Raw genomic sequence first — 26,492 nt, 5'->3', positions numbered from 1 at the left:
ATGCTGGCTGGCCATGGCCTCGACCTGGCCCTGCTGATGCTGCGCGTGGCAGCCGGGGGATTCCTGCTGCCACACGCGCTGGGCAAGCTGTTCGGTTGGTTCGGCGGTCCTGGGCTGGCCGGCTTCGCCACCGAACTGCGCGGCTTCGGCCTGCCAGCGGTGGCACCGCTGCCGCTGCTGCTGGCCCTGCTGCAGGTGCTGTCAGGGCTGGCCGTGCTGCTGGGCTGGCAGACCCGCGTCGCCGCGCTTGCAGCGGCGGCCTTCATCGGCTTCACCGTTCTGTTGGCCCTGCCCAAGGGCTGGTTCTGGATGCGCGGTGGCAGTGAGTACCCGTTGATGTGGACCACGGTACTGCTGGCCCTCGCGCTGACCGGGCCCGGCGCCTGGGCACTGGACGGCCAACGCCTTCCGGGAGATCTCGCATGAGTCACGATCCACTCGATCACGGCCGCCGCAACGTGGTGCTGGCCGGCAGCGCCGCGGTGGCGCTGGGCCTGGCCGGCCGTGCCGGTGCCGCACTCGATTCCACTTCCAAGGAGCGTCGCATGAGCACGCTGGTCATCCGCAATGCCCGCATCACCACCCTTGACCCACAGCAGCCGCATGCACAGGCACTGGCCGTGCAGGAAGGGCGCATCGTCGCCGTCGGCAGCGACGAGGAGATCATGCGTGGCTGGGGCAATGAAGCGACCCTGATCGACGCCCAAGGCCGGCGCCTGCTGCCCGGCCTCAACGACAGCCATACCCACCTGATACGTGGTGGCCTGAACTACAACCTGGAACTGCGCTGGGACGGCCTGCGTTCGCTGGGCGATGCCTTGGACATGCTGAAGGCGCAGGTCGATCGCACGCCTGCACCGCAGTGGGTGCGCGTGGTCGGTGGTTTCACCGCCACCCAGTTCAACGAGAAGCGCCTGCCCACGCTGCAGGAGCTCAACGACATCGCGCCGGACACGCCGGTGTTCCTGCTGCACCTGTACGACCGTGCGCTGCTCAACCGCGCCGCACTGCGTGCCTGTGGCTATACCAAGGACACCCCGGATCCGCCGGGCGGGCAGATCGTGCGTGATTCGCTCGGCAACCCGACCGGGCTGCTGCTGGCCAAGCCGAATGCGCTGATCCTGTACGCGACGCTGGCCAAGGGGCCGCGCCTGCCGATCGAGTACCAGGCCAATTCGACGCGTCACTTCATGCGTGAACTGAACCGGCTCGGCATCACCTCGGTGATCGACGCCGGCGGTGGTTTCCAGAACTACCCCGAGGACTACCAGGTCATCGAGCAGCTGCACCGCGATGACCAGCTGACCGTGCGCATCGCCTACAACCTGTTCACCCAGAACAAGGGCAAGGAAGTGGATGACTTCCGCGGATGGAGCGAGATGCTGCAGCCGCGGCAGGGTGATGACCTGCTGCGCCACAACGGTGCCGGCGAGATGCTGGTGTTCTCGGCGGCCGACTTCGAGTTGTTCAACGAGCCGCGCCCGGAACTGCCGCCGGAGCTGGAACCGGAACTGCACGATGTGGTGAAGCTGCTGGTCGAGAAGCGTTGGCCGTTCCGCATCCATGCGACGTACGACGAGAGCATCACCCGCATCCTCGATGTGTACGAACAGGTCAACCGCGAGGTGCCGTTCGATGGCCTGCACTGGTTCATCGATCACGCCGAAACCATCACCCCGCGCAACATCGAGCGCATCCGTGCGCTGGGTGGCGGCATCGCCGTGCAGCATCGCATGGCCTATCAGGGCGAAGCCTTCGTCGAGCGCTACGGCGTGCAGGCCGCGCGGCATACGCCGCCGGTCAAGCGCATGCTGGCCGAAGGCGTGCCGGTCGGTGCTGGAACCGATGCCACCCGTGTGGCCAGCTACAACCCATGGGTGGCGTTGTCCTGGCTGGTGACCGGGCGCACCGTCGGCGGGCTGGCCCTGTATGGCGATGAGAACCTGCTCGAACGTGAGCAGGCACTGCGCCTGTGGACCCAGGGCAGCGCGTGGTTCTCTGGCGACGAAGCAGTGAAGGGTACGTTGAAGGTCGGCCAGTTGGCCGATTTCATCCTGCTCTCTGCCGATTTCTTCCGCGTGGATGATGCGCAGATCGCCGACATCACCAGCGTGTTGACCGTGGTCGGTGGCCGCATCGTGCATGCCGACGCCGACTATGCAGGGCTTGCGCCGCAGCTGCCGCCGGCGATGCCCAACTGGTCGCCGGTCAACCGGTTCGGCGGCTACCACGTCGGCGGTACCGCCACCGGGTTGGCCGCCGCCCATCGTCACCATCACGGCGTAGCCTGCAGCACCCACGGTGCTCATGGTCATGCTGCACGGCACGCGGCGCCCACCGATGACCTGACCGCGTTCTGGGGCGCCATGGGATGCTCGTGCTTCGCGTTCTGAGCCTGGCGCTGCTGGCCGCACCTTCGCTTGCACAGGCCTGCGACGGCGGTCATTGCAGTGCGGCTGGGGACGGCCAGCTGCAATGGGATGCATCGCTGCGGGCACGTGGCCTGTACTACGACCCGACCCGGTTCGGCATTGGCGGCAGCGAGGATGGCTATGGCCTGCTGCGCGCGCTGGCCTCGGCCACCTATGTGGAAGACAGCTGGCAGGCGAAGTTGCAGCTGGGTGTGCATGGGGAGAATGGCAAGGCCGGCGGCCCGGGTCGCACCGACCGCAGCGCGCTGGATGTGCAGCAGGCGTACTGGCGCTGGCAGCGCGATAGCTTCCACCTGCAACTCGGCCGGCAGGAAGCCGGCTATGGCAGTTCACGGCTGCTGTCGGTGCGCGACGGGCCGAACATCCGCCTGGCGTTCGACGGTGCGCGTGTGGGTTGGAAAGGTCGTCTCGGTACGCTTGATCTGATGGCATTGCGGCCAGTGGAAAACCGACCGGGTGCCTTTGATGATCGCGGCGAGCACGGTGCCCACCTGTGGGGTGCCTATGCCACCACGGTGCGGGGACAGGGCGCGGGACAGTGGGATCTGTATCTGCTGGACTACCGCCGCGAAGGCGCGCGCTTCGCCGCAGGCAGCGGTACCGAACGTCGGCAGACCCTGGGCGCGCGCTGGTTCGGCCAGGCCGGTGCACTGGACTGGAACAGCGAGCTGGTGGCGCAGGGCGGTGAGCTTCGGACGACCGCCGGCACCCTCGATATCCGCGCCTGGACGCTGGCGACCGATACGGGGTGGCGCTGGACGAACCTGCCGCTGCAGCCGCGGCTGGGGCTGAAGGCCGACATCGCCAGTGGCGACGGAAATCTGCAGGATGGCCGCCTGGGAACCTTCAACGCCTTGTTTCCGAAATCGGCCTACTTCAGCGAGGCCAGCCTGCTGGCCCCGGCCAACCTGATGGACCTCCAGCCGACCCTGACCCTGCGCCTGCACGACGCGGTGACGACGGAACTGGGCGTACAGATGGCCTGGAAGCATAGGCGCGCCGATGCGGTCTACACCACGCCGGCGCCGCTGGTGGCACTGCCGGGCAGCGCCGGTGGCGCGCGCCGCATCGGTAATCAATACAAATCCGAAACACGCTGGCAGGCCAGCGAACACTGGCAATGGCAGCTGCAGCTGGCCTGGGTCGATGCCGGTCCTGCACTGAAGCAGGCCGGAGGCCAGGACACGCTGTTCGCCTCGATCGTTGGAGCATGGCAATGGTGAACGCAACCGCGTCGCAACCCCCCGCACAGGCCGCAGGTGCCTGGTCCCCGCTGAAGATCCGGATGTTCCGCTCGATCTGGCTGGCGATCCTGGCCAGCAACATCGGCACCTGGGTCAACGATGTGGCCGCCGCCTGGGTAATGGCCGAGCGCACCGGCTCACCACTGATGGTGGCGCTGGTGCAGTCGGCCACCACGGTGCCGATCGTGCTGCTGGCGCTGGCCGCCGGCACCCTGGCCGACATCGTCGATCGCCGCAGGTACCTGCTGGCCACCCAGGGCTGGATGCTGCTGGTCGCCGCGGTGATGGCGGCCCTGACTGCGTTGGACATGCTGACCCCGCAGTTGCTGGTGCTGCTGACCTTCTGCATGGGCTGCGGTGCGGCGATGGCGATGCCGGCGCAGGCCGCGATCGTGTCCGAACTGGTGCCGCAGCCGATGCTGGCTTCAGCAGTGGCGCTGAACTCGATCGGCATCAACATCGCGCGCTCGATCGGCCCGGCCATCGGCGGCGTGATCGTCGCCCAGCTGGGTGCGGTCTGGGCGTTCGGCTTCAACGCCATCACCTTCGCCGCGATGCTGTTCGTGGTGTGGGGCTGGAAGCGCGACCCGAAGGAGTCCAGCCTGCCGCCGGAAGGCTTCGGTGCCGGCCTGAAGGCGGGCCTGCGCTATGCCAGCCGCGCCGGGCGCCTGCAGGCGGTGTTGATCAAGTCGGTCGGCTTCTTCTTCTTTGCTGCAGCAATGAATGCACTGCTGCCGGTGGTGGTACGCGGCCAGATGCAGGGTGGGGCGGGGCAGTACGGCATGCTGCTCGGCTGCATCGGGATCGGTGCCGTGGGTGGTGCGTTGTTGCTGCCGAAGCTGCGCGCGCAGATGGATCGCGACCTGCTGGTGCTGCTGGCCACGCTGTCGCTGGCGCTCAGCCTGGTCGGGCTGGCGCTGACCCGCAGCTGGTACGTGCTGCCCTTGGTGATGCTGATCAATGGCTTTGCCTGGATCACCGTGCTGTCGTCGCTGCAGATTGCCGCGCAGACCGCAGTGCCAGCGTGGGTACGGGCGCGTGCACTGGCGCTGTACATCATGGTGTTTTCCGCTGGCATGGCGGCTGGTGGCCTGAGCTGGGGTGCACTGGCGCAGCGCACCTCGCCGGAGCTGGTCTTGCTGGTGGCTGCCGCGGGTGCGGTGATCGGCGGATTGCTGGTGTGGCGCGTGCGCATTGCCGGTACTGAAGACCTGAACCTGCGCCCGGCGGGACACTGGCCGGCACCGGAACTGTCGGTGCCGGTATCCAACGATCGTGGCCCGGTGCTGGTGACCATCGAGTACCGCATTGACGATGCTGATCGCGCCGCATTCCAGGCGCAGATGCGCGCACTGGGCACGATCCGCCGCCGCGATGGCGCCGTGGTCTGGGGTGTGGTGGAGGACGTGGCCAGCCCGGGCATCCACCTGGAGTATTTCGTGACCCCGTCGTGGCTGGAGCATCTGCGCCAGCACGAACGCATCACTGCCGATGACAAGGCGATCCAGGAAGTGCTGCGCGGGCTGCATCGCGGTGAGCGTGCACCGGTGGTACGCCACTTCGTGGGCGGGCATGACCCGCTGCCGAAGACCGGGGTCCCGCACCACCACAGCGATATCTGACCCAAAAAGGGGACGGAGGGGATTAAGTCGTTTGTGCACAAACGACTTAATCCCCTCCGTCCCCTTTTTGCGCGATCAATCCATCCCGATCCTGCGCAGCCGGCCAGCGGCCGGCTCTACCAAGGGGGCGGCGGCGCTGGGTGGCGCCGCCGCCGCATGTCACTTGCGTGCGAACGCCAGCAGGTCGGCGTTGAACCGGTCGGCGTGGGTGACGGTCAGGCCGTGCGGCGCACCGGCGTACACCTTCAACTCGGCGTCCTTGATGATCTGCGAGGACAGCTTGGCCGAGGCATCGAATGGCACGATCTGGTCGTCATCGCCATGCACCACCAGCGCTGGCACATCGATCTTCTTCAGGTCTTCGGTGTAATCCACTTCCGAGAATTCGTGCACGCAGTCGTACTGGCCCTTGACGCCACCGAGCATGCCCTGCAGCCAGAACGAATCACGCATGCCCTGGGTAACGCTGTTGCCGTCGCGGTTGGCGCCGAAGAACGGTGTGGTCAGGTCCCTGAAGAACTGCGAGCGGTCACCGCCGGTGCCCTTGCGGATGCCGTCGAAGACCTCCAGCGGGGTACCGGCCGGGTTGGCATCGGTCTTCAGCATCAGCGGCGGCACGGCGCCGACCAGCACCACCTTGGCCACGCGCTTGCTGCCGTGGCGCCCGATGTAATGGGCCACTTCGCCGCCACCGGTGGAGTGGCCGACCAGGATCGCGTCCTTCAGGTCCAGCGCCTCGAGCACGGCGGCCAGGTCGTCGGCGTAGGTGTCCATGTTGTTGCCGTCCCAGGTCTGGCTGGAGCGGCCGTGGCTGCGACGGTCGTGAGCGATCACGCGGAAGCCGTTCTGGCCCATGAACAGCATCTGCGGGTCCCAGGCATCGGAGGACAGCGGCCAGCCGTGGGCGAACACGATCGGCTGGCCGGTACCCCAATCCTTGTAGAAGATGCGCGCGCCGTCGGCGACGGTGACGAAGTTGCTCATTGTGGTTTCCTTGACGGAAGGGAGGGAGGGCGCTGGCGTGGATGCCGGTGCCTTCGGCAGTACAGCGCAGCGCCAGACCGACGACTTGCACGGCTGTGCTGGATTACGCCGGATGTGACGTGTATCGCTCTGGCACGAAGCCGTGCCGGCATCGAGGATGGCGGCAGCCCTGACGAGGAGCCTGCAATGTCGAACGCGTGTTGGAGCCCGCTGTTGTACCTGCTGCTGGCCACGGGGGCGCATGCTCAGACCAACGTCTACAAATGTGTGGACGGGCCGCATCCGGTCTACCAGCAGACGCCGTGCCAGGGGCGCGCGGAATGGCGCTGGGAGGTGCCGGCGGAGCCGTCCTCGACAGGTGCGAGCGCGGCCAAGGCAGCGAGCCCAGCTTCAATGCGTCCGCGTGTGGTGCAGCAGCGGCGTGCGCGGGCTGCACTGATACCGATCAGCGCGGATCCCGCCGCCTGTGAGCGCGCGCGGCAGCATCGTGGGAAGGTGCTGGCCAATGGCAAGCGCATGGACTTCGTGCAGCGCCGGCAACTGGACGATGCCGTGCATGAGGCGTGCCGTTGAAATGGAATGGTGCCGGAAACGACAACGGCGCCCGTAGGCGCCGTTGGACGGCACGCCAGGCGCTGGACCTCAGCGACCGTCGCTGGCGGCCGCCGGTGCCGGCGAGGGCACGCTGTCCGGCTTGGGCAGGCTCAGCTCCGGGTTGCCCTGTTCGGCCTGCAGGATCTGGATGCGGCGCTGCAGGGAATCCAGCTGGCTGTTGGTGCTCTGCACGTCGCTGCTCAGGCTGACCGCCTGCTGCTGGGCCTGCTGCAGGGCAGCGCTGACCTGGGCCGACTGTGCCTGCTGCTGTTCCATTTCCTGCTGCAGGGTGCGCAGGCGCTCCTCGTTGTAGGCCACCAGGCGCTCGGTATAGCGCTTGCCGGCTTCCAGTCGGGTGGTGTCGATGTAGACCTGGGCCAGCTGCTCTGACTGCTGCGCGAAGGTGCGGTAGACACGCTCGGCGTTGTCGACGGCATCGGTCTTGATCACCCGCCAGAAGTTCTTCTCCTGGAACAGGGCGACGTAGTAGGTCAGGGTGTTGGCATTGAACAGCAGGCTGGCGCCGTAGTTGCCGTTGTAGGTGGTGCGCAGCTCGGTCAGCTGGCGGGCATCCATCAGCTGCTTGAGCTCGTCAACGGTGTTGCGCACCACCGGTGCGGTACGTGCGGCCGGCTCTGCGGCTGCTTCGCGGTCGCCACGGGCAGCCATCGCCGCCGGTGCCACCAGCATCATGGCCACGGCCAGCAGTGCCGCGCCGCGCGCGTGCCGGGCGAAGACCGCGCCCCCTGAAGTTTCTCGCATGTCTAGACCATCCACGGATGAGTGTGGGTTGAGATGAAGGTGGTTCCCCGCCGGGAGTCTAGCATGTGCGCGGGCGCCGCCAAGGGCGCCCGTCACGGGTCAGTAGACCAGCTGTGCGGGCGTGCACTGGATGGACTGGACATGCACATCCGTACGGCCCAGTTCCAGGCCCAGCACCTGCGCCAGCAGCGAGCGCAGCAGGGAGCCGACGCTGTTGAGCAGCGGCTTCAGGACGTCCAGGGCGGGCTTCAGCAGCAAGCACAGCAGGCCCGAACAACTGACCGGGCCATTGCCGGGGGCGGTGACGCCGTCGCCGGCGAACTGGTCCAGGAAGCCGGCATCGGCGGTCTGCAGGTAGGAAGTCAGGTTGTACTTCATGCAGTTGTTGTAGGTGGTGTCATCCAGCGCGCCAATCAGGCTGTTGCACTGCTTGACCAGCAGCCCACCCACAAGCGCTCCCAGTACGCCATCGAGGAGCCCCGAGCCAACCCCGGTCACTGCGTTGCGGAATCCTTGCCAGACCTTGCCGTCGACCATGCAGGTCACCAGCACACAGCTGGTAGGTACCCCCTTGGTGACGTCCCAGTTTCCAAGTGGTTTCAATCCCTGCGTGCTGTCTCCGAATTCCAGCAGCTTGATGGTTGCGTCAACATCGTATCGCTTGCGACCAACGTTGGCTGCTTTCAGGTAGCGATCGGCCAACTGCGCTGCGGTCGAGCCCTGGCTCATGCCATCGTCGCGCGGATCGAGCATGCCGGACAGTACGCGCAGCAGTTCGCTGACCAGCTCGGACACGGCGGTGCCCACCTCCAGGGAGTTGACCTGGGTTGAACCGGTCGCGCCGGCGGGGAGGGTGAGGCTTTGCGTGTCGGTCAGCGTATTGACCTTGATGCTGTCATTGATCAACGGGGCGCCGAGCAGTGTGAGCATCTGTTCCTTCTGCAGGGTGTCGCCACAGACATTCTGCTTGGAGAACCGCTCGCTGTCGGCCACCTTGCCGACGCAGGCGCGCAGCACGGAAGACTCGACCTTGATCGTCGCCGTGGGAGGCGTGCTGCCACATTGCAGGCTGGTCAGGGTCGCCATTGCATTGGTCACGTCCGCATGGACCGGCAGCTTCAGGCGGATGCCCAGCAGTGAAAGCACGCCGCCTGCAACGGGAATGTTGTTGGTGTCGATGTCGAGGAAGACACGGATCTGCGCGTTGTAAGCGCGCGAGCCAACGCCACCGATGGCGATGGACGGCGGTTCCACCACAGCGGCTTTGGCATTGACCAGGCCCAGCAGGTTGAGTTCATCGACCGAGACCGCACGGCCGCCATTGGCGATGCTGATGCTGGTGCCGATCAGGTCCAGCACATTGACATCGGCCTGCAGCGCGCTGGAAATCGTTCCATCCGGCGCGACCACGCGTGCGAACAGGCCGCCACCGCTGTCATCGGAGCCGAGTTTCACCTCCAGCTGCTTGAGGTCGATGCCCTTCACGACCAGGGCATTCTCCAGTGCACTCAGGTCCACGTGGGCAACGCCCTGCTGGGTGAGCAGGTCAACGGTCGCCTGAAGGATCTTGCCCAGCTTGACCTTGCGGCCGGCCAGCAGATTGTTGAACTCCGCCACGCCCATGTTGACGTCGATCGGAATGCCCAGTGCCTGCAGCAGTCCATTCGGGGTGATATGCGCCTGTGCAAGGCCGTCGTAGCCGAGCAGGGTGGTCTTGTCGAGGTCGGCGCCCACCAGTTTCAGGACATTTCCCAGTGGCGTGTTGCCATTGATGCGCAGCAGTTGCGAGCCGACACTGAAAACCGCCGTGGGTTCTGCACGGCGCGCCACCGCCTGTGCGGTCACGGTCGGCAGGCTGCTGTTCTGCCCGAAGAAGGGAAGCACCGCGCGGCGGGTGATGACACGGACAGCATTGCGTTGATTCGCTGCATCGACGACCGGGCTGAAGTGCCCTTCGGTGGCGCGGGTCACGTTCCAGTTTCCGCAGCGGATTTCCAGGCTTCCTGCGAAGGTGTTCTGGGTGAGTGCGCTCTGCCGCGCAGCACTGTTGTCGCTGTTGTCCGAGGTGCACAGTTCCAGTCGCTGCGCTCCGGCCAGTGCGGCCAGATCAGCGACTTTCTGTGCATCGCGCTTGGCCCAGAACAGGTAACCGATCTCGATCAGGCCCAGCATCGCCAGCAGTGCCAGCATGACCAGCATCATGGTGATCGACATGCCGCCCCGTGGGCGGCTGAAACTGAACTGGCGTGGGCGTTTCATGGCCTACCTCAGCGTCCGGATGAGGATGATCCCTTGGACTTGGCGACATCGGCTTCAAAGAAGTCCGGGATCTCGTGTTCGAAACTCTTCATGTAGCGGGCGTAGCTCAGCGTCGCCTGGTCGCCGAGGATCGGCAGGTGCTGTCCGGCCTGTTGCCCCGATGCCTGCAGGCGGAACAGGTTGCGCGTGGTATCGCCGATCTGGCTGCGGCCGGGCCGCGGGGCTGCAGTGCTGCCGTCGGTGATGGCCACTGCTGCAGGCGCCGCCTGCGGCACCGGTGCTGGCGGGGCCGCCAGGTCCACGGTGGGCAGTGACTCGGACTGCAGCGGCTGCGAAGCCGACGCAGCCGGCGTGCTGCCGCCAAGCATCTGCCCGGTCAGCGGCTGTTGCTGCGCCTGCACGGCGGCGGCTGGCAGCAGGCAGATCAGAACGGGCAGCAGGCGTCGGGTCAGGGGCGTCGCGGTCATGGTGTGTTCCCGTTCGGGTGGTCGGAGGCGCTGAAGCGTTCCAGCATCGAGGGCGGCAGGCGCTGCGGATCGCGTTCATCGCGGCTGTCGCGGCGCGGTTCCGCCGCCAGTCGCGTGGCGCCGGGCGGGTTGCCGGCGGCATCGCTGGCGAGAGCACGGGCAGTGGCCGGCACGACTGCGGCGGCTGCCGCTGCGGCCTGGCGCTGCTGCAGGCGGGCACGGATCTGCGCCGCCTGTTGCTGGATGCTGAGCCGGGTCTCGTCGTTGAGGTTCGCTTGCTGGGCGAGGCGTTCGGCGGTGGCGGTGTCGCCCCGCAGCACCGCCCAGAGGGCGAGGTTGGCGGTGGCCTTGGCATTGCCCGGCGACAGCTCCAGCGCCTTGGCCAGGGGTTCGCGCGCGCGCTCGAACTGCCCGGCGCGCAGCCGCGCATAGCCCAGGTCGCCGAGATAACTTGTATTCAATGGCTGCAGTTCGGTCGCCCGCGCCAACGCCTGCTCACTGCCGGTGTCGTCGTCGCGGCGCGCGGCAATCAGGCCCAGACCATGGGCGGCCGCAGCGGCCTGGGGGCCACTGGAAAGATCGCGGTACAGGGTGACCGCGGCATCGGCCTGGCCGGTCTCGCGCAGCGCGTCGGCCTGCAGCAGGCGCAACGCCGGCGGATCGCCGTAGCGCTGGCGGAAGGCGTCGACGTGGGCGAGCGAGGCATACCATGCGCCTTGCTGCTGCATGCGCTCGATCAGCTCCAGGTAGGCATTGCGGCTGTCCTGCGGTGCCGGTTCGGGCGCGGCCAGGCTGGGCGCGCGCAGGTACTTCGGCGTGGTCGATGCACAGCCGCTGGCGCCGGCAACGGCAGCCAGGGCAACAATCAGGCAGGAAGTGCGCAGGGCAGGCATCAGGGGGACCCCATCTTGGACATGGTGGTGGCCAGCGCGACCAGCGCCGGACCGGCAAGGACCAGCATCAACGCTGGCAGCAGGGTCAGCATCATCACCACGGTCATCTTCACCGAGAGCTTGCCGACCTTTTCCTTCAGCGTGTTGCGACGCTGTTCGCGCAGGCGGATGCTGAACTGCCGCAGGGGCTCCTGCACCGCGCCGCCATGGGCGTGCACCTGCAGGATCAGCTGCATCAGGCTGGTCAGGTCATCGTCGGCATAGACCTCGCTCAGCCGGCGCAGCGACTGTGCGCGCGTGCGGCCGTGGGTATAGGCGATGTTGGCCTCCTGCAGCTCGCCGCCGAGGACCGGCAATGCATCGCGCAGCTTGTCGCCGAGCGTCTGCAGGCTCTGGTCCATGCTGAAGCCCACGCCCTGCAGCAGACGCAGCAGGTCGATCAGCAGCGGCAGCTCGTTGTCGACCGCTCGTCGGCGCCGTTTCACCCAGGAGGAGAGAACGAACTTGGGCAGCAGCAGGCCGGCGGCGAGGGCGCCGATGATCACCATGATCCTGGCCAGCCCGGTGACGCTGCTGAATGTCAGCACCAGTACCAGCACCAGCACGGCCAGCAGCAGGCGCAGGCCGAGGTAGATGGCCGTACCGCGGCGGGTGTTCCACCCGGCCAGATCCAACAGCAGCCGGTCTTCATTGGCCAGCAGTGCCGTTTCCAGCCGGCCGCCGCTGAGGGCACGGCCGAAGCGTTCCAGCCAGCCCAGCGAATCGTGCCGCGCAGGCTCGGTGTCACGGGACGCCTCGCGCGGCTGCAGGGCGGTCTTCAAGGTGGCCGTTGTACGTTGCTCACGATGGCTGCGTACCCAGCCGCCGATACCGAGCAGGGCGATACCGGCGGCCAGCACGAGCAGGGAGAGGGCGAACCAGGCGCTGGCGCTCATCGGTTGTCTCCGGCGGGGCGAAGGGGGTTCATAGCGACTTGGCCAGGCGATACAGCAGGAAGCCACCGACAAGTTCCATGCCCAGTGCAAGCAGCAGGATCTTGTGGCCGAGCGGATCGTGCAGCACCGGCTGGAAGAAGTCCGGGCTGGTGATCGCCATCAATACCGCGCAGGCCGGTGGCAACAGGCCCAGCACCCACGCTGACATCCGCGTCTCCGAGGTGGTCGCTGCAAGCTCCTGCTGGGCCTGTTCCAGATCGCGCATGAAATCGCCCATGCGCTGCAGGATCTGGTCGGAGCGCCCGCCGATGCGCACGCTGACACCGATCACCACCGACAACACCTTCAGCACATCCATGCGATAGGGATGCGAGGCCTGTGCGAGTGCACGGTCCAGCTCCATGCCGCTGCGTGCAAAGCGCACCGTGGTGTCCAGCAGCCCGCGCAACGGCGCGCTCGTCTGCATCGACGCAACCTGGAACGCGGCCTGCAGGCTGTTGCCCAGTGCGGTCAGCCGCACCAGGTTGTCGAGGAAGTCCGGCAGCTGATGCAGCAGTTGCGCACGCAGCTTCGTGGTCCGCCGCATCACCCACAGCCAGCAGCCAAGCAGGTACAGCAGCAGGGTCAGCGGAAACATCCATGCGGTGCCCAGCCGCAGCATCGCCACCACCGACAGTACCAGCCCCGGTACCAGCAGCATGATGGGAATTTTCCAGCCGGTCTGCAGCCCTGCGCGCTGCAGCAGGCCATCCAGCGGCAGCACGCGGCGCCCGGCGCTGGCGGGCCGCGCCGGGTCGTTGGCAGCGGTGACGGACGGCCCGGCGGGTGCTCCGCCCGTGGCGCTTCCGCGCGAAAGCTGCTGCTCGGCGTGCCGCATTGAAACCTGGCGTTGCTCACGGCTGCTGGCCGTGCCCCACAGCCAGGCTGCCAGCGCCAGCAGCACCGCGATGATGCTCAGCATGCCCAGCAGCGCGCCGGTTCCCATGCTCAGAAGTCTCCGTAGAGCGATTCGCGCAGCTGCTGGCGGAACGGCTCCAGCTTGTGCGAGTGCGGATGGAAGCCCAGCCCGACCCAGCGATCGATCTCTTTGCCGTTGCCGTCGATCTGCAGCTCGTGGCGGAACATTTCCTGGGTGGTGATCAGGTTGTCGCTGACACCGGTGATCTCGGTGATCGAGACCAGCACGCGGCGGCCGCTGCCCAGGCGCGAGATCTGCACGATGAAGTCGATGGCACTGGCGATCTGCCGGCGCAGGCTGTCCTCGCTGCCCTGGAAGCCGGCAAAACCGGCCAGCATCTCGATCCGGTACAGGCAGTCGCGGGGCGAATTGGCGTGGATGGTGGCCATCGAGCCGTCGTGGCCGGTGTTCATCGCCTGCAGCATTTCCAGCACCTCGGCACCGCGCACTTCGCCGACGACGATGCGGTCGGGGCGCATGCGCAGGCTGTTGCGGACCAGATCGCGGATGCTGACCGCACCGTGCCCTTCGGCGCCGCCGATACGGCTTTCCAGGCGAACTACATGCGGGTGGTTGAGCGAGAGCTCGGCGGTGTCTTCGACGGTGATCACGCGCTCGTTCGCGGGGACGTAGCTGGCCAGGGCGTTCAGCAGCGAGGTCTTGCCCGAGCTGGTGCCGCCGGACACCAGGATGTTGCAGCGACCCAGTACCATCGCCTTCAGCAAGGCCTGCATCGGCGCATCGAAGGTGCCCTTGGCCAGCAGTTCATCGGGGGTGAACGGGTCCTTGCGGAACTTGCGGATGGACACCATCGGTCCATCCACCGCCAGTGGCGAGATGATCGCGTTGAGACGGCCGCCGTTGGGCAGGCGCGCATCGACCATCGGATTGGAGTCATCCAGGCGGCGCCCAAGCGGGGCGAGGATGCGGCGCAGGATGCGCAGCAGATGCGTATCGTCGGTGAAGCGCTGGGTGGCCCGCTTGAGCTGGCCGCCCTGGGACACGTGCACATCCTTGAAACCGTTGATCAGGATGTCTTCGATGGACGGGTCGTGCAGCAGGTCGTCCAGCGGGCCGAAGCCGGTCAGCTCCTTGACCAGGCCGTCGGCAACCACCTGCATCTCCTCTTCGTTGATCGGGATGCGCCATTCCTGGATGAAGCTCACCGTCTGCACCTGCACCCAGCGGGCGATGGTGTCGGGGGCCCAGGAATCGATGTCGATGCGCTCGTCCTCGATGCTGTTGAGCAGGTGCTCATGCGCGGCCGACAGCACCTTCTGGTACTGCTCGGTCTGCGCGAACGGCTGATGGCCCGGCGAGCTTTCGGGCAGCACCGGCCGGGCAACGGCATGCGGGAACGGGGTTACCTTGTCTTCCATTGCGATCCACCCAGGGCAAGGGAGAGTCTTTCCCGCAGGCCCTGCGCCTGGACCGGGCAGGCAGCCGGATCCAGGCGCGAAACCAGCGGGGCGAGGGCACGCAGGTAGGGGTCGCGCGGCGCATCCTGCAGCAGCAGGTGGCCCTGGCTGGCAGCCAGGCGCACGCGCGGTCGTTCGGGAAGCGTGGCCAGCAGGGGAACCTCGAAGCGGCGCGCGATCTGCTCCGGGCTCATGCCGCTGCTGTCATCGTGGCGGTTGATCACCAGCTGCAGGCGCTTCTCGCGTTCGCGCTGGCCGGCAAGATGCTTCAGTGCCTGGTCGAGCGACACCAGCGTGGCAATGGAGGCATCGGTGACCAGCCAGATCTCGTCGGCCTGGTCCAGCAGCAGCGGCGGCAGCTGACGCAGCGGGCAGCCACCGGCATCACACAGCACGCTGGCGAACACGGTGCGCAGGCGCTGCAGCAGCGCACCCGGATCGGACGGCGGTACCGCATCGCTGCCGCTGGCGCGGTCCAGCAGCACCAGCCCGGAATCGTGACGGGCCATGGCCGTACGGGCGAGCGTGGCGTCGATGCGACTGGCGTTGCGCAGCGCGTCTTCGTAGTGGAAGCGGCTGTCCAGGTTGAGGTACAGGGCGAGGTCGCCCGAAGGCTGGGCCAGCTCCATCAGCAGGCCATCCTGCTGCAGTGCCTCGCCCTGTGCCAGTGCACGGGTCTGCTGTGCCAGCACCGAAAGATGCGCGGCCAGCGTACTGGTGCCGACCCCGGCGCGCACGCCCAGCAGGACGATCAGGCGGGCCTTGTGCGCCTGCTGCGCGGCGGCAGCCGGTCGTGGTGAGAGGGCGCGACGCAGCGCGGCCTCGATGCCGACGTTGTCGCTGTCCAGGTCCAGCACATCACGCAGGCCCGCCCGCAATGCGATGACAACGCCTTCCACCTGGCCGGCACTGGTGGCACCGACTGCAACCAATGCCAGATCCGGCTCGGTCTGCTGCAGTTGCTGCGCCAGCACGCTGGAGGCGGCCGCATGTTCCGGGCGGAAGTCGAGCAGCACAAGGCTCTGCGGCCCGCGTTGCAGGTCCTGGGCGGAGGTCGGCGTGCTGCTGTCCTGCCAGTGCAGGGTGGTGGTTGGCGGCAGTTTCGCCGCCAGCCGGGGCAGCAGTTCGCGATCCATTCCGTACAGGACCAGGTTCATCGGCGGTCCTTGCGGATGCAGCGGCTGGGCAGTGGCGTAGGGCATGGGCGTGGTATCGCAGGCATCATGGAATCAGCGTGAGAAGCCGGGCACCGGGTCCTGGCTGATAGGACCCAGCAGCCAGGCGCCCCATTCGGGCATGTGCGGCTTGGCCTCGCGGTCGCCGGGCAGCGGCAGCTCGGTGTTGCGTGCCAACGGCTTCACCAGGCGTGGCGTGACGATGATCACCAGTTCCTTGTCCTGGCGCTTGTAGTCGAAGTTGCGGAAGAACGAGCCGATGATCGGCAGGTCACCCAGCAGCGGGATCTTGCCGACGCTGGAAACCACGTTGGAACTGACCAGGCCACCGATCACGAAGCTCTCGCCATCGCCCAGTTCGACCGTGGTATCGGCGCGGCGGGTGGTGATCGAGGGAATCTGTACGCCGTTGAGCGCGATGGCGTTGCTGTAGTCCAGGTCGCTGGCTTCCGGTGCGACTTTCAGGGCGATGCGGTTCGGTGCCAGTACCGTCGGTGTCACGGTCAGGCCGATGCCGAAGGGCTTGTAGGTGATGGTTGTGGTGCCCAGCCCCTGCGGTTCCAGGATCGGCAGCTCGCCGCCGGCCAGGAAACTGGCGCTCTGCCCGGACAGCGCGACCAGTGTCGGTTCGGCCAGCACACGCGCCATGCCATTGCTCTGCAGCAGGTCGACGTCGGCATTCCACAGGCCCTTGGTCGAGCCGAACACCAGGCGGAAGGCCGAAGAAATGGGCGATTCGGCTTCGTTGCCGGAGTTGCCTTCCTTCATGCCGGGCAGGATGCCGGTATTGCCCGGCAGCTGGCCGCCCGGGCGGGCGAAGCCGTAGGCGAAGTTGCCATTGCGGTTCTGGAAGCTGATGCCGATCTGCTTCAGTGCGGTCTTGTTGAACTCGACCACCTTGACCTCGACCTGGACCACGCCGCCGCTGCTCACCGTGGATGCGTCGGCAAGCAGGCCATCCTTGCCCAGGGCCATGGCGGCAGCCTTCTGCTCCTGCATGTGCGACAGCACGCTCTCGGTGCTTCCCTGCAGCAGGCCCTGATTGTCCTGCTGGGTGAATACCAGCCCGTTCGCGCCGGCGTCGGCCGCACCCTGCACCGCACTTTGTACCCGCACCTGCAGGCGCTGTGGTTCGGTCTGCTTGCGGTGCCAGAGCAGGAGCGTGGTGGTGCCCGGCGCCTTGCCGACCAGCAGGGCCTGGCGCTGGCCGCGCAGCATCACGATATCGGCCACGCCCGGATCGGCAATGGCGACCCGCTCCAGATCACCCGGCAGGGTCCAGGGGCGCTGCTCACGCGCCTGCAGCACCAGGTCGTCGGCGGCCACGCTTGTCGCCGGTGCCAGCAGCACCAGCAGCAGGGCCAGCCAGCGCTGGCGGGGGAAGGGCGTGGACTGCGGCGACGTTCGGTCATGGATGCGCTCGATGCAGGTCAAAGGGAACCACGGGGGGCGGAGCTGTCACCTCGGATGATTTCGATGCCCGATGCGCGTGGGGCGCTGCGCCGTGGTGCGGGCACGCGTGCCGGGGCATCCTGGGTGCTGCGCGCGGTTGCGTTGCTGCGGCCGGCCAATGCATCGCCGTCGATGCCGGCGAAGGCGTGATTCTCTGGCCGCTGCAGCGCAAGCTGCTGTTCCGCATCCAGGCCACGCAGGGGATCAATCACCCCGCGTGCCTGCGGGAACAGCGCCAGATCGGGCTGGCCGGAATCGGCAGGGTTGCGCAGGGCGAGGAACAGCTTGCCCTGCTGCGCACCCAGCAGCAGTCGGTTGGCATCGGCCACCGGCACCGCCAGTACCGCGCTGCGTGCCGGCTGGGCGGTCCCGCTGCCCGTGCTCTGGGTGCTGCTGCTTCCGGTGATGTCGGCGGCGCGTGGATCGTTGCGGCCATCGGCCTCGTTGCTGGCAACAGCGTCATGGTTGGCCGGGGCGATGTCCTGCTGGCCATAGCTGAGCACGCGCAGGCGCGACAGCAGCAGGCGCGTCTGTGCTGCGTCGGCCGGGCCGCTGGGGTTGGATTGGGCAGTGCGCAGGTTGAGGAACACGTCGACGAAATCACCGGGCAGGATGCGGTTGCCGGCCCCCACCAGCTCGTCGACCGGGACCGCCAGTGCGCGTTCCCCGGGGCGCAGCTGCAGCGAGAATCCCTGCGCGAGTGCGTTGCTGCTGATCGCCGTGCCTTCGGCGATGTCCTGCACCGGCACCTTTCCGACCACGGCGGAAATGCTGGTGGCGGCACCGGCAACCGGGGCGCTGCGCTGTGCGAGACGCAGTCCGTTGGCAGAGATCGGTTCGCCGGCCGGCAGTCGCGCCACCGCTTCCACCACGGTGATCGCCTGGGCTTCGCTCTGCGTCATCGGGGCAACCGTTGCCGGTGCGGCCTGCTTGCGCCCGATCATCAAGGCGATCACCGCCAGCAGCACAGCCAGCCCGATCAGGGCGACGGCAGCAATGCGGGTCAACTTGAGCATGGAACCGTCTCCTGTACCGAACGTCAGTTGCCGCTGCCGAGGTCGAGCTGAGCGACCGCGACGCTGCGGATGGGAGCCCGCATCACCAACTTGTAAAGCGTGGCGGTGCCGGGCAGGAAGGGATGGCTTGCGTAGTCGTAGCTGACCGTTACGGTCATGCACTGGGCGCTGGCCAGTCCGGCGCAGGGGGCCTGCGCGGAAACCAGAATGGCGTTGTTTCCGCCATTGCTGCAGTCGACCGGCTGACCCGAGAAGTTCAGCAGCCACTGCATCGAACTACGCGCTGCAACGCAGGCGGCAGTACGGCGTTCGTTGGCGCTGCCATAGCGCAGCGATGCACGTGCACCCTCGGCCGAGGCGGTTGCCAACGTCTGCTGGGCCGCCATGATCATTACGCCGGAGAACGTGAACAGCAGCAGCGGCAGCAGGCCCAGCATCAACATCAGCGCGAACTCGATGCTGGCCGCGCCACGTTGCCGGCGTCGGTTGTGGATGTTCATGCCACGCCTCCGTACGTGCTGATGAGGACCCAGGCGATGGCGGATACCGCCAGGTAGGCGGCGTAGGGAATGCCTTGGCGTCCCTGGCGGGCGCTCTGCATCCCGCGCAGCGCCGGGTGCGAATGCCATTGCGAACTTGCCCGATGCATATGGGCTTGAAGGCCGATGGGCAGTACTGGGCCCAACCGTCGCGATACCAGCACCAGTGCGGCATGTGCGCCCGCTGCCAGGCTGGCCGCGATCCAGATCGGCAGCAGTGCCTGCCAGCCCAGCATCAATCCCAGTACCGAAAAGAATTTGACATCACCGGCGCCCATCCAGCGCACTGCATGGAAAGGCAGCAATGCGACCAGGCCGAGCGCCGCGCCGGCAACGTGGGAAGCCCACGGCAGGCGCGGCGCGTTGAACTGTCCGGCGATGAGCACGACAACGGTGATCGCGCATGCGGACAGCAGCCAGGCGTTGGGCACCCGACGGGCGTACAGATCGCTGATCGCGATCCGCAGGCACACACCGATGGCCAGCAATCCCAGCAGTGTCATCGCACCCTCCATTGTCCGTCAGTGGACGCTCAGCAGTTGCTGTCCCTGATCAGCCTGGGACGCGGCTCAGGCCGGCGTGTTGCCCGATGCCTTGTCGGCAAGCTTGGTGAGATTCTCAAAGAGCGTTTCGAAGAAATCCTTGATCTGCGTGCTGCCCAGTGCGATCAGGACACCCGCAATCACAGCCGCCAGCAGGCCGTACTCGAGTGCAGTGACGCCATCTTCTTCCTTCAGGAACTTGCGGATCGATGCGTTCATGACGTTTGTCTCCCTCTACCTGTCTGCTACAGGACACCTGTTGGGCGGTGGCCCGGCTCCGCCGGGATCGTCCGTGGACCTCCGCACGTCCTGGCGGAGGAGGCACGGCGGGATGGACCCGCTGTGCTCAAGCAGGGTGATCGTTTCCAGGCGGGACGCCGTTCGCGCAACCGCGACCGCGCGGCGCGGGGCCGGTGGTCGACGTGTCGAGCGATACGTGCATGGTCATGCTGTCCCCCTGGGTGCGGTCATTATCAAAGACCGGATCACCGTGTTATCGACTTTGCCTGAATGGCGGCCGGCTGCAACCGGAACCTATATGCAAATTCGGCAGAATCCCATTGGTCCTTAATTTCAAAGCCGGGTTCTGTGACGGAAATCCGTTCGCCCGCACAACGATTCATCGACGTGCAGATAATGTGAGGCAGGCTTCAGGTCGCATGCGAAAACTGTGCCAAACGCGACATTCTGATTTTCACCTCTGTATCCATCTTATTCAACGCGGTGCAGATGTTTACCCCGTTGAATTATCGGGCATACTCGCATTCAAGTACTCGCGTTTCTTTTGGGGTGCGCACCTTGGCGGCGCGCATCCCGGTGATGGAAGAGATTCCATGAGAGGTGCGCGCCCTGTCAGGCAGTGGGGGCCGTACCGCACGGCGGATAATCGGGGGGACGACACTGTCATGGTCGATGGTGGGGTAGGAGACAGCGACGACAGCGGCCTGCGGTCGATCGACCTGGCGACGCTGAGCGGCGTGCTTCGTGTATGTGATGTCGAACTGCTTCTGCTCGATGGCAATGGGCCGCGGGCGGCCTTCGCGTCACGCGTGCACGAGGAGGCGTTGTTCTGCAGCATCAGCTGTGGATTCCATTGCCGTGGACGTTTCATGCTGCCGCCGGACTGGGCGATGCTGGGGTATCTGCATGCGACCGATGAAACCCTGAGCTGGTGCCATGGCGTACCGCTTGCCCCTGGGATGGCGCTGACCGTGATGCCCGAGGGCATCAGCGAGTTCACCCTGAGCCCGGGCACGCACATGACCCTGATGCTGGTGCCGGTGGCACGGGTGCAACGCAAGCTGACCGAACTGAGCCTGCGCAGCACGCCGCCGGCCGGACAGGCGCTTTCACTGTTCAATCTCGCCAGCGAGGCCGCCCCGCTGGCACAGCATTACCAGCAGCTGCACCTGCAGCTGGGCCAGGGCACGGGCCTGCAGCCGGAAGAAACCGAGCGGCTGCTGCACGAACACGTGCAGGCACTGCTGGGTGCGGGTTCCGCCGAACGCCCGGGTTGCAGCCGTGCGCGGCGCACGCATTATCTGATCGCACAGCGGGCGGAAAACTTCATGCGCCTCAACCTGCGCCGCAATATCTACATGAATGAGATCTGCGACGCTGCCGGTGTCAGTGAGCGTGGGCTGCGCTACGCGTTCGAGGACCTGTTCGGTACGTCGCCCAATCGTTACCTGTCGATGCTGCGCCTGTGCGCAGCCTGCCGCAGCCTGTCGATGGCCGATTCCAGCCGCCGTTCGGTCAAGGCCATCGCCCTCAGTTGTGGCCTGTGGGACCTGTCGCGTTTCGCCGACAACTACCGCAAGGTCTTCGGTGAACTGCCGCGTGACACGCTGATGCGCGCACCCGCGCAGATCGGCCAGCCCGCCTGATCCAGGCCCCATAAGGGTTTCCCGGCGGTTCCTGCCGGAATTGCATATCCGCTTGCCGATATGGTTGCCGCTTCTGCATAACCGGCTGCCGATTCCGACCGTGGATTTGCCGGAATGCGCGATTGCCGTGCCGGAATGAAGTGCGCAGCCGCCGTTGCAAACGCTGAAATGTCAGTCACCTGCCTAACGGCAAGTCCACTGACATTCCAGTTGTTCGCCTACGGGGGAAATGCTCATGAACCGCATCTACCGGCGTGTATGGAACCGCCAGCTCAATGCTCTGGTTGTGGCCTCGGAACTGGCCACCGGCGATAGCGGCGGCAGCGCTGCCCGCGATCCGCGCAGTGTCCTGCTGATGCCGACCGCACTGGCCCTGGCCCTGCTGTGTGCGCTGGCCAGCGGGCATGCAGGAGCATCCGAATCCAATCAGTCGCTGCGTGATCTGCAGGCACTGGCCGCGAAGTACGCGCAGCCGATGCCGGTCAAGGTCGACGCAGAAGTCGCGCTGGCCGCGGCATCGCGCCAGGCGCAGAGCAGTCCGGCGATCAGCGCAGACGCGCGTGTGGGCCTGCAGCTGAGTACGACCTCGCTGCCGATCGTGCGCGACGTGCTGCCGGCTACCGTACAGGTGAAGCTGGCGGCGAACGCCGCGCCGAAGCAGGTCGCGGTTCCTGCACTGGCCGCCGATGTTCGCGCCAATGTCGGGCTGGGGCACGCAGCGTCCAATGTGGCGAAGATGGATGCCTCGCTGGCGGCCAACGTTGCGCCGTCCGCGCATGCGCCGCTCGGTGTGGCTGCGGATGCGCAGGCGAAGGCCAGGGTTGGCATCGCCGGTGCCCAGGTGGCCTCGATCGATACCGGTGCCAAGGCGGCCGCCGCTGTTGCTGGCGCATCCGCTGGCTCGCTGTCCGGCCTCAAGGCGTCCGTTGACGGCAAGGTGGATTCGCAGCTGAAGCTGGCGGGCCACCAGATCGATGGTCAGGGGCAGGTCAAGGCGACGGCGGCGGTCACGTTGCCGGCAAAGGAGGAGCTGCCGGGCGAGACCCATGATCGTGCGATCACCGCAGCTTTCGATACCGGTGTTGCCGGCAAAGTGCGCGTGCAGGCGCCCGATGGCCAGGAAGTCGTGGCCGACCGCAATCTGAAGCTGGCCGGCCAAGGGACTGTGGCAGCGCAGAACAGCGCACTGGGCGTGGGTGGCCTGGTGGGCGGCGTTGTCGGCGCGGCAGGTGGCGCCGTGGGTGGCGTGCTTGATGGCACCGTAGGCAACACGGTTGGTGCGGTGGGCGGAGCAGTGGACAGCACGCTCAATGGCGCCGTTGGCACGGTTGGTGCAGTCGGCGGCACTGTGGGTGGTGCACTCAACGGCACGGTCGGTTCGGTCGGCAGCACCGTCGGCGGCGCACTCAACGGAGCGGTTGGCACGGTGGGTGCAGTCGGCGGCACTGTGGGTGGTGCACTCAACGGCACGGTCGGCTCGGTCGGCAGCGCCGTCGGCGGGGCACTCAACGGTGCAGTTGGCACGGTGGGTGCAGTCGGCGGCACCGTGGGCGGCACGCTCAACAATACAGTGGGTGCGGTGGGCAGCACCGTCGGCGGTGTACTCAATGGCGCTACAGGTGGCAGTACCGGCGGCCTGGGGGGCCTGCTGGGCGATACGCTTGGCAATGTCGGCGGCGCCGTCGGCAACCTGCTCAATGGCAACCTCAACGGCACCATCGGCAATCTCGGCAGTGCCGTGGGTGGCCTGGTCGGTGGCACGCTGAGCGGCCTCGGCCTGACCAAGCCCTCGGCGATTCCGCCGACCAGCCCGAAGGCGCCGGCTCCGGCCGATCCGAACGCGGGCCTGATCATCGGCACCGGTGGCCTGGTCGGCAATGTCGGGCAGCTGATCGGCCCGACCACCACCAGCCTGTTCGGCGGCAACGGCTACCTGAGCAACGGCAACCTCAAGCTCAGCAACGCCAACGTGATGCAGACCTACTCGACGGTCAATGTGCTGGGCCTGCCGGTGGTCAACCTGTCGCCGGTCGGCAGCACCCTCAATGGCCTGGGCGGCGCCGTCACCGGCGGCAGCTCGCACCTGACCCTGATCGGCGGTGTCACCTCCGACAGCTACATCTACAACATCAACAACGGCAATCCGGGCGGCCTGCTCGGGCTGCTGCTGCCGAAGGATTCGCCGGCATGGGCGGCCAAGTGCCTGGATATTGTCCTCGCCGACATCTCCTGCTGGGCAGTCAATGCGGCGCAGGACTACCAGGTGCTGATGGGTGACGGCGCCTTTGCCAACGGTTCTAAGGAAGTGGTGATCGGCGCCAATGCCCGCCACGAACTGCCGAAGGTCGATGCCAACGTGGCCTTCCCGGGTGCAGGCACCAATGACCCGAGCAACCCGACCGGCGTGCCGACCGCGGACTACGCCGCACGCATGGGCCATTCGGTGATCGTCGGCGACAGCGCGGTGGGTACGGCCAACGGGCAGACCCTGCTCGGTGCCGAGGCGACCTCTAACCAGGCCAATTCGGTCGCACTGGGCTACCGTTCGGCCGCGCTGCGCGGTGCCCAGGCCAGCTACAGCGCCTATGGCCTCACTGCGCCGCAGGTCTCGGCCGGTGAAGTGTCGGTGGGTACCGCCGGTGGCGGCGAGCGCCAGATCACCAACGTGGCCGCCGGTAGTGTCAATACCGATGCGGTCAACGTGGCCCAGCTGAAGGGTGCCATCAGCCTGATCGATGATGTGGCGGCTGCTGCGGTGACCTACGATCTGGACGGTGCCGGCAATCCGAACTATCGCCGCGTCACGCTCGGTGCGGGCACCGGCACTACCACCATCGGCAACCTGGCCGGCGGTGCGGTCACCGCCGGCAGCCTGGAAGCGGTCAATGGCGGCCAGTTGGCGGCGACCAATGCGGCCATCGCCAGCTTCTTCGGCGGTCGCGCAGCCTTCGATCCGGCCAGCGGTGCATTCACCGCACCACTGTTCGAGATCAGCACCATCTCCACCGGCGGTGCGATCGCCAAGGGTCTGTATGAGAACGCCACCGATGCCTTCGCCGCGGTCGATGGTTCGCTGGTCAATCTCAACACGCAGATCACCGACATCCGCAACGGTGGCACCAAGTATCTGCGGGTGAACTCGACCGGTACCGAGGCACTGGCCAGCGGCGCCGACTCGATCGCGGTCGGTACCAACGCCCGCGCCACCGCCGCCAACAGCATCGCGGTGGGTGCCGGCAGCCTGGCTGACCGTGCCAACAGCGTGTCCATCGGTGCCGCCGGTGCCGAGCGTCAGGTCACCAACCTGGCTGCGGGTACCGCCGCCACCGATGCGGTCAATGTCGGCCAGCTGCAGGCGTCGGAACAGGGGGCACTGCGCTATGACCTCAATGGCGATGGCAGCGTCAACTACGCCAGTGCCACGCTCGGCCAGACCGGCACGGCCACCACGCTGCGTAATCTCGGCCCGGGTCAGGTCAGTGCCACCAGCAGCGAGGCCATCAACGGTGCCCAGCTGTTTGCGGCCAACCAGGCCGTGGCCACCCACCTCGGTGGTGGCGCGGCGGTCAACGCCAGCGGCGTGCTGACCGCACCGACCTACTCGATCAACAACGTCGCCGCCAACGGCACCGTGACCAAGGGCAGCTACAACGATGTCGGCACCGCCTTCGACGCGGTCAGCAACTCGCTGGCCAACGTTGCCGACCAGACCGATGAGATCGACAAGCTGGCCGTGAAGTACGACGTCGATGGCAGTGGCAACGTGCTCAACAGCGTGACGCTGACGGGTACCGGCACCGGCGCGGTGAAGATCACCAACGTCGCCGCCGGCAGCATCCTGGCCGGCAGCAGTGATGCCATCACCGGCGACCAGCTGTTCAGCACGAACAGCACCATCGCCAACTACTTCGGTGGCACCACCGCGTACAACGGCACCACCAACGTGTGGACCGCGCCGAAGTTCAGCATCTCCAGCATCGCCACCGACGGCACCTTCACCAGCGGCGACTACAACAATGTCACCGCCGCCTTCACTGCGGTGGACGGCTCGCTGAAGGTCCTCAACCAACGCATCACCAACAACAGCGGTGGCAGTGCCTACCTGGCAGTGAACTCGACCGCAGCGCCTGCAACGGCTGCCGGTGCGGAAGCGGTGGCGGTCGGCCCGCAGGCCAGTGCGGCCGGTGCCAACAGCGTGGCGGTCGGCAACGGCGCCAGCGCCAGTGCCGGCAACAGCGTCGCCCTGGGTGCCGGGTCGGTGGCCAGCGTCGGTGCGCAGAGCGGCTACACCGGCGCCTATGGCCAGACCGGCGCCAGCAACTCGGCCGGTGAGGTTTCGGTCGGCAGCACCGGCAGCGAGCGCAAGATCACCCATGTCGCCGACGGTTCCGATACGTACGACGCAACCAACGTCGGCCAGCTGAAGAACGGCGTGAACTACGCCATCGACGAATCGAAGAAGTACACCGACCAGAAGATCCAGAACATCACCAACGTGGCCGGCAGCTTCCGCGCCAACAACACCAACAACCTGGCCGATCCGTCCGCCAGCGGTGCCAATTCGGCCGCAGGTGGCGCTGGCTCCACCGCCGCCGGTGCCAACTCGACCGCGCTGGGCAATGGCTCGCAGGCGCAGGCCGACAACTCGGTGGCGCTGGGTGCGGGTTCGGTGGCGAACCGGGCCAACACGGTCTCAGTGGGTGCCGCCGGTGCCGAACGCCAGGTGGTCAACGTGGCCGACGGTTCGCAGGCGACCGACGCGGTCAACGTACGCCAGCTGCAGGCCTCGCAGCAGGGCACGATCCGTTACGACACCACGGTGAACGGCGCGACCAACTACAACAGTGTCACGCTGGGCAGCACCAACAGCGGCCCGACCACGGTGCGTAACGTCGCCGCCGGCACCGCCGGTACCGACGCAGTCAACGTCGACCAGCTGAAGTCGGGCATGGCGCAGACCCTGGACTGGTCGAAGGCCTACACCGACGAGCGCATGGGTGGCTTCGAGCGCGACCTGCGCAAGACCGACAACCGCGCCTCGGCCGGTATCGCCTCGGCTATGGCCACCGCAGCACTGCCGCAGCCCAGCGAAGCGGGCCGCAGCATGGCCTCGGTCGCCGCCGGCAGCTACAACGGCGAGTCGGGCGTGGCGGTTGGTATCTCCGGTGTCTCCGAAGGAGGGCGCTGGATCTACAAGTTCAGCGGCTCCACCAACAGCCGTGGCGAGGCCGGTGTGGCCGTCGGTGCAGGCATCCAGTGGTGATCCCCGCCGCCGGGCCGCACGCGCGGCCCGGCATCGCGGAAACGTCCAAAG

20 protein-coding genes and 1 pseudogene are annotated in these 26,492 nt (G+C 66.9%); 7 read left to right on the top strand and 14 right to left on the bottom strand.

The genetic code is table 11. The annotated features are described in order from the left end of the window. The 4 genes from ACSYAO_RS12315 (at nt 1) to ACSYAO_RS12300 (ending at nt 5,298) form a co-directional block, all read left to right on the top strand. Complete coding sequence (locus tag ACSYAO_RS12315; protein ID WP_049398467.1) at nt 1–426, top strand: DoxX family protein; 426 nt, start codon at nt 1–3, stop codon at nt 424–426. 119 nt (nt 427–545) lie between these two features. Further along, the gene (locus tag ACSYAO_RS12310) at nt 546–2,393 is read left to right on the top strand and encodes an amidohydrolase (RefSeq protein ID WP_180844381.1); all 1,848 of its coding nucleotides are present in this window, start codon (nt 546–548) and stop codon (nt 2,391–2,393) included. Beyond that, nucleotides 2,372–3,655, top strand: a complete 1,284-nt coding sequence (locus ACSYAO_RS12305) for an alginate export family protein (protein WP_049462861.1) — start codon at nt 2,372–2,374, stop codon at nt 3,653–3,655. Before ACSYAO_RS12310 ends, ACSYAO_RS12305 begins: the two co-directional genes overlap by 22 nt. Then, complete coding sequence (locus ACSYAO_RS12300) at nt 3,649–5,298, top strand: MFS transporter (RefSeq protein ID WP_149908552.1); 1,650 nt, start codon at nt 3,649–3,651, stop codon at nt 5,296–5,298. The genes ACSYAO_RS12305 and ACSYAO_RS12300 overlap by 7 nt, the downstream gene beginning before the upstream one ends. Before the next feature lie 159 nt (nt 5,299–5,457). Here the strand turns inward: ACSYAO_RS12300 and ACSYAO_RS12295 are convergent, their stop codons facing one another. Then, nucleotides 5,458–6,282 (bottom strand): alpha/beta fold hydrolase, encoded by an 825-nt coding sequence (locus tag ACSYAO_RS12295; protein WP_049460949.1) that lies wholly within the window; start codon nt 6,280–6,282, stop codon nt 5,458–5,460. A 186-nt stretch (nt 6,283–6,468) separates the two neighbouring features. Here ACSYAO_RS12295 and ACSYAO_RS12290 point away from each other — a divergent pair, with 186 nt between their 5' ends. Further along, nucleotides 6,469–6,855 carry a hypothetical protein gene (locus tag ACSYAO_RS12290; RefSeq protein WP_049460951.1) on the top strand — a complete coding sequence of 129 codons (387 nt, stop codon included), beginning with the start codon at nt 6,469–6,471 and terminating at the stop codon, nt 6,853–6,855. Between the two features lie 69 nt (nt 6,856–6,924). Here the strand turns inward: ACSYAO_RS12290 and ACSYAO_RS12285 are convergent, their stop codons facing one another. The 13 genes and pseudogenes from ACSYAO_RS12285 to ACSYAO_RS12225 all read right to left on the bottom strand — a co-directional run bounded on the left by ACSYAO_RS12285 (nt 6,925) and on the right by ACSYAO_RS12225 (nt 19,511). Further along, nucleotides 6,925–7,638 carry a DUF2968 domain-containing protein gene (locus ACSYAO_RS12285; protein WP_043402505.1) on the bottom strand — a complete coding sequence of 238 codons (714 nt, stop codon included), beginning with the start codon at nt 7,636–7,638 and terminating at the stop codon, nt 6,925–6,927. 99 nt (nt 7,639–7,737) lie between these two features. Next, nucleotides 7,738–9,897: a TadG family pilus assembly protein gene (locus ACSYAO_RS12280; protein ID WP_049460953.1), complete on the bottom strand. Its 2,160-nt coding sequence runs from the start codon at nt 9,895–9,897 to the stop codon at nt 7,738–7,740. 8 nt (nt 9,898–9,905) lie between these two features. Beyond that, the gene (locus ACSYAO_RS12275; RefSeq protein ID WP_049460955.1) at nt 9,906–10,364 is read right to left on the bottom strand and encodes a DUF3613 domain-containing protein; all 459 of its coding nucleotides are present in this window, start codon (nt 10,362–10,364) and stop codon (nt 9,906–9,908) included. Further along, nucleotides 10,361–11,257: a Flp pilus assembly protein TadD gene (locus tag ACSYAO_RS12270; protein ID WP_049460957.1), complete on the bottom strand. Its 897-nt coding sequence runs from the start codon at nt 11,255–11,257 to the stop codon at nt 10,361–10,363. Before ACSYAO_RS12270 ends, ACSYAO_RS12275 begins: the two co-directional genes overlap by 4 nt. Then, nucleotides 11,257–12,192, bottom strand: a complete 936-nt coding sequence (locus ACSYAO_RS12265) for a type II secretion system F family protein (protein WP_032128078.1) — start codon at nt 12,190–12,192, stop codon at nt 11,257–11,259. Before ACSYAO_RS12265 ends, ACSYAO_RS12270 begins: the two co-directional genes overlap by 1 nt. Before the next feature lie 28 nt (nt 12,193–12,220). Then, the gene (locus ACSYAO_RS12260) at nt 12,221–13,177 is read right to left on the bottom strand and encodes a type II secretion system F family protein (RefSeq protein WP_032128077.1); all 957 of its coding nucleotides are present in this window, start codon (nt 13,175–13,177) and stop codon (nt 12,221–12,223) included. Between the two features lie 2 nt (nt 13,178–13,179). Further along, entirely contained in the window at nt 13,180–14,529 is a 1,350-nt protein-coding gene (locus ACSYAO_RS12255; protein WP_032128076.1) for a CpaF family protein, read from the bottom strand. Further along, a complete protein-coding gene (locus tag ACSYAO_RS12250; protein ID WP_032128075.1) occupies nt 14,514–15,770 on the bottom strand; it encodes an AAA family ATPase in 1,257 nt (418 codons plus the stop codon). The genes ACSYAO_RS12255 and ACSYAO_RS12250 overlap by 16 nt, the downstream gene beginning before the upstream one ends. A 27-nt stretch (nt 15,771–15,797) precedes the next feature. After that, nucleotides 15,798–17,155 (bottom strand): annotated as a pseudogene (locus ACSYAO_RS12245) (type II and III secretion system protein family protein). Nucleotides 17,156–17,173: 18 nt separating this feature from the next. After that, the gene (cpaB, locus tag ACSYAO_RS12240) at nt 17,174–18,211 is read right to left on the bottom strand and encodes a Flp pilus assembly protein CpaB (protein ID WP_049460959.1); all 1,038 of its coding nucleotides are present in this window, start codon (nt 18,209–18,211) and stop codon (nt 17,174–17,176) included. Nucleotides 18,212–18,234: 23 nt separating this feature from the next. Further along, nucleotides 18,235–18,711, bottom strand: a complete 477-nt coding sequence (locus ACSYAO_RS12235; protein WP_149908551.1) for a TadE/TadG family type IV pilus assembly protein — start codon at nt 18,709–18,711, stop codon at nt 18,235–18,237. Continuing rightward, on the bottom strand, nt 18,708–19,253 hold the full coding sequence (locus ACSYAO_RS12230; protein WP_032128071.1) for an A24 family peptidase: 546 nt from the start codon (nt 19,251–19,253) through the stop codon (nt 18,708–18,710). Before ACSYAO_RS12230 ends, ACSYAO_RS12235 begins: the two co-directional genes overlap by 4 nt. A 66-nt stretch (nt 19,254–19,319) precedes the next feature. Continuing rightward, complete coding sequence (locus ACSYAO_RS12225; RefSeq protein ID WP_019337868.1) at nt 19,320–19,511, bottom strand: Flp family type IVb pilin; 192 nt, start codon at nt 19,509–19,511, stop codon at nt 19,320–19,322. Nucleotides 19,512–20,197: 686 nt separating this feature from the next. On the opposite strand from ACSYAO_RS12225, the gene ACSYAO_RS12220 reads away from it, so the two are divergent. Beyond that, the gene (locus ACSYAO_RS12220; protein WP_032128070.1) at nt 20,198–21,178 is read left to right on the top strand and encodes an AraC family transcriptional regulator; all 981 of its coding nucleotides are present in this window, start codon (nt 20,198–20,200) and stop codon (nt 21,176–21,178) included. Nucleotides 21,179–21,413: 235 nt separating this feature from the next. Continuing rightward, a complete protein-coding gene (locus ACSYAO_RS12215; protein WP_149908550.1) occupies nt 21,414–26,441 on the top strand; it encodes a YadA-like family protein in 5,028 nt (1,675 codons plus the stop codon). Nucleotides 26,442–26,492 lie beyond the last annotated feature (51 nt).

The organism is Stenotrophomonas sp. STK16_22, from assembly GCF_051984505.1.
Taxonomy (GTDB): Bacteria; Pseudomonadota; Gammaproteobacteria; order Xanthomonadales; family Xanthomonadaceae; genus Stenotrophomonas; species Stenotrophomonas maltophilia_A.
The sequence above is the reverse complement of the archived record's forward strand: the minus strand, read 5'-3'. Positions and strand labels throughout refer to the sequence as shown.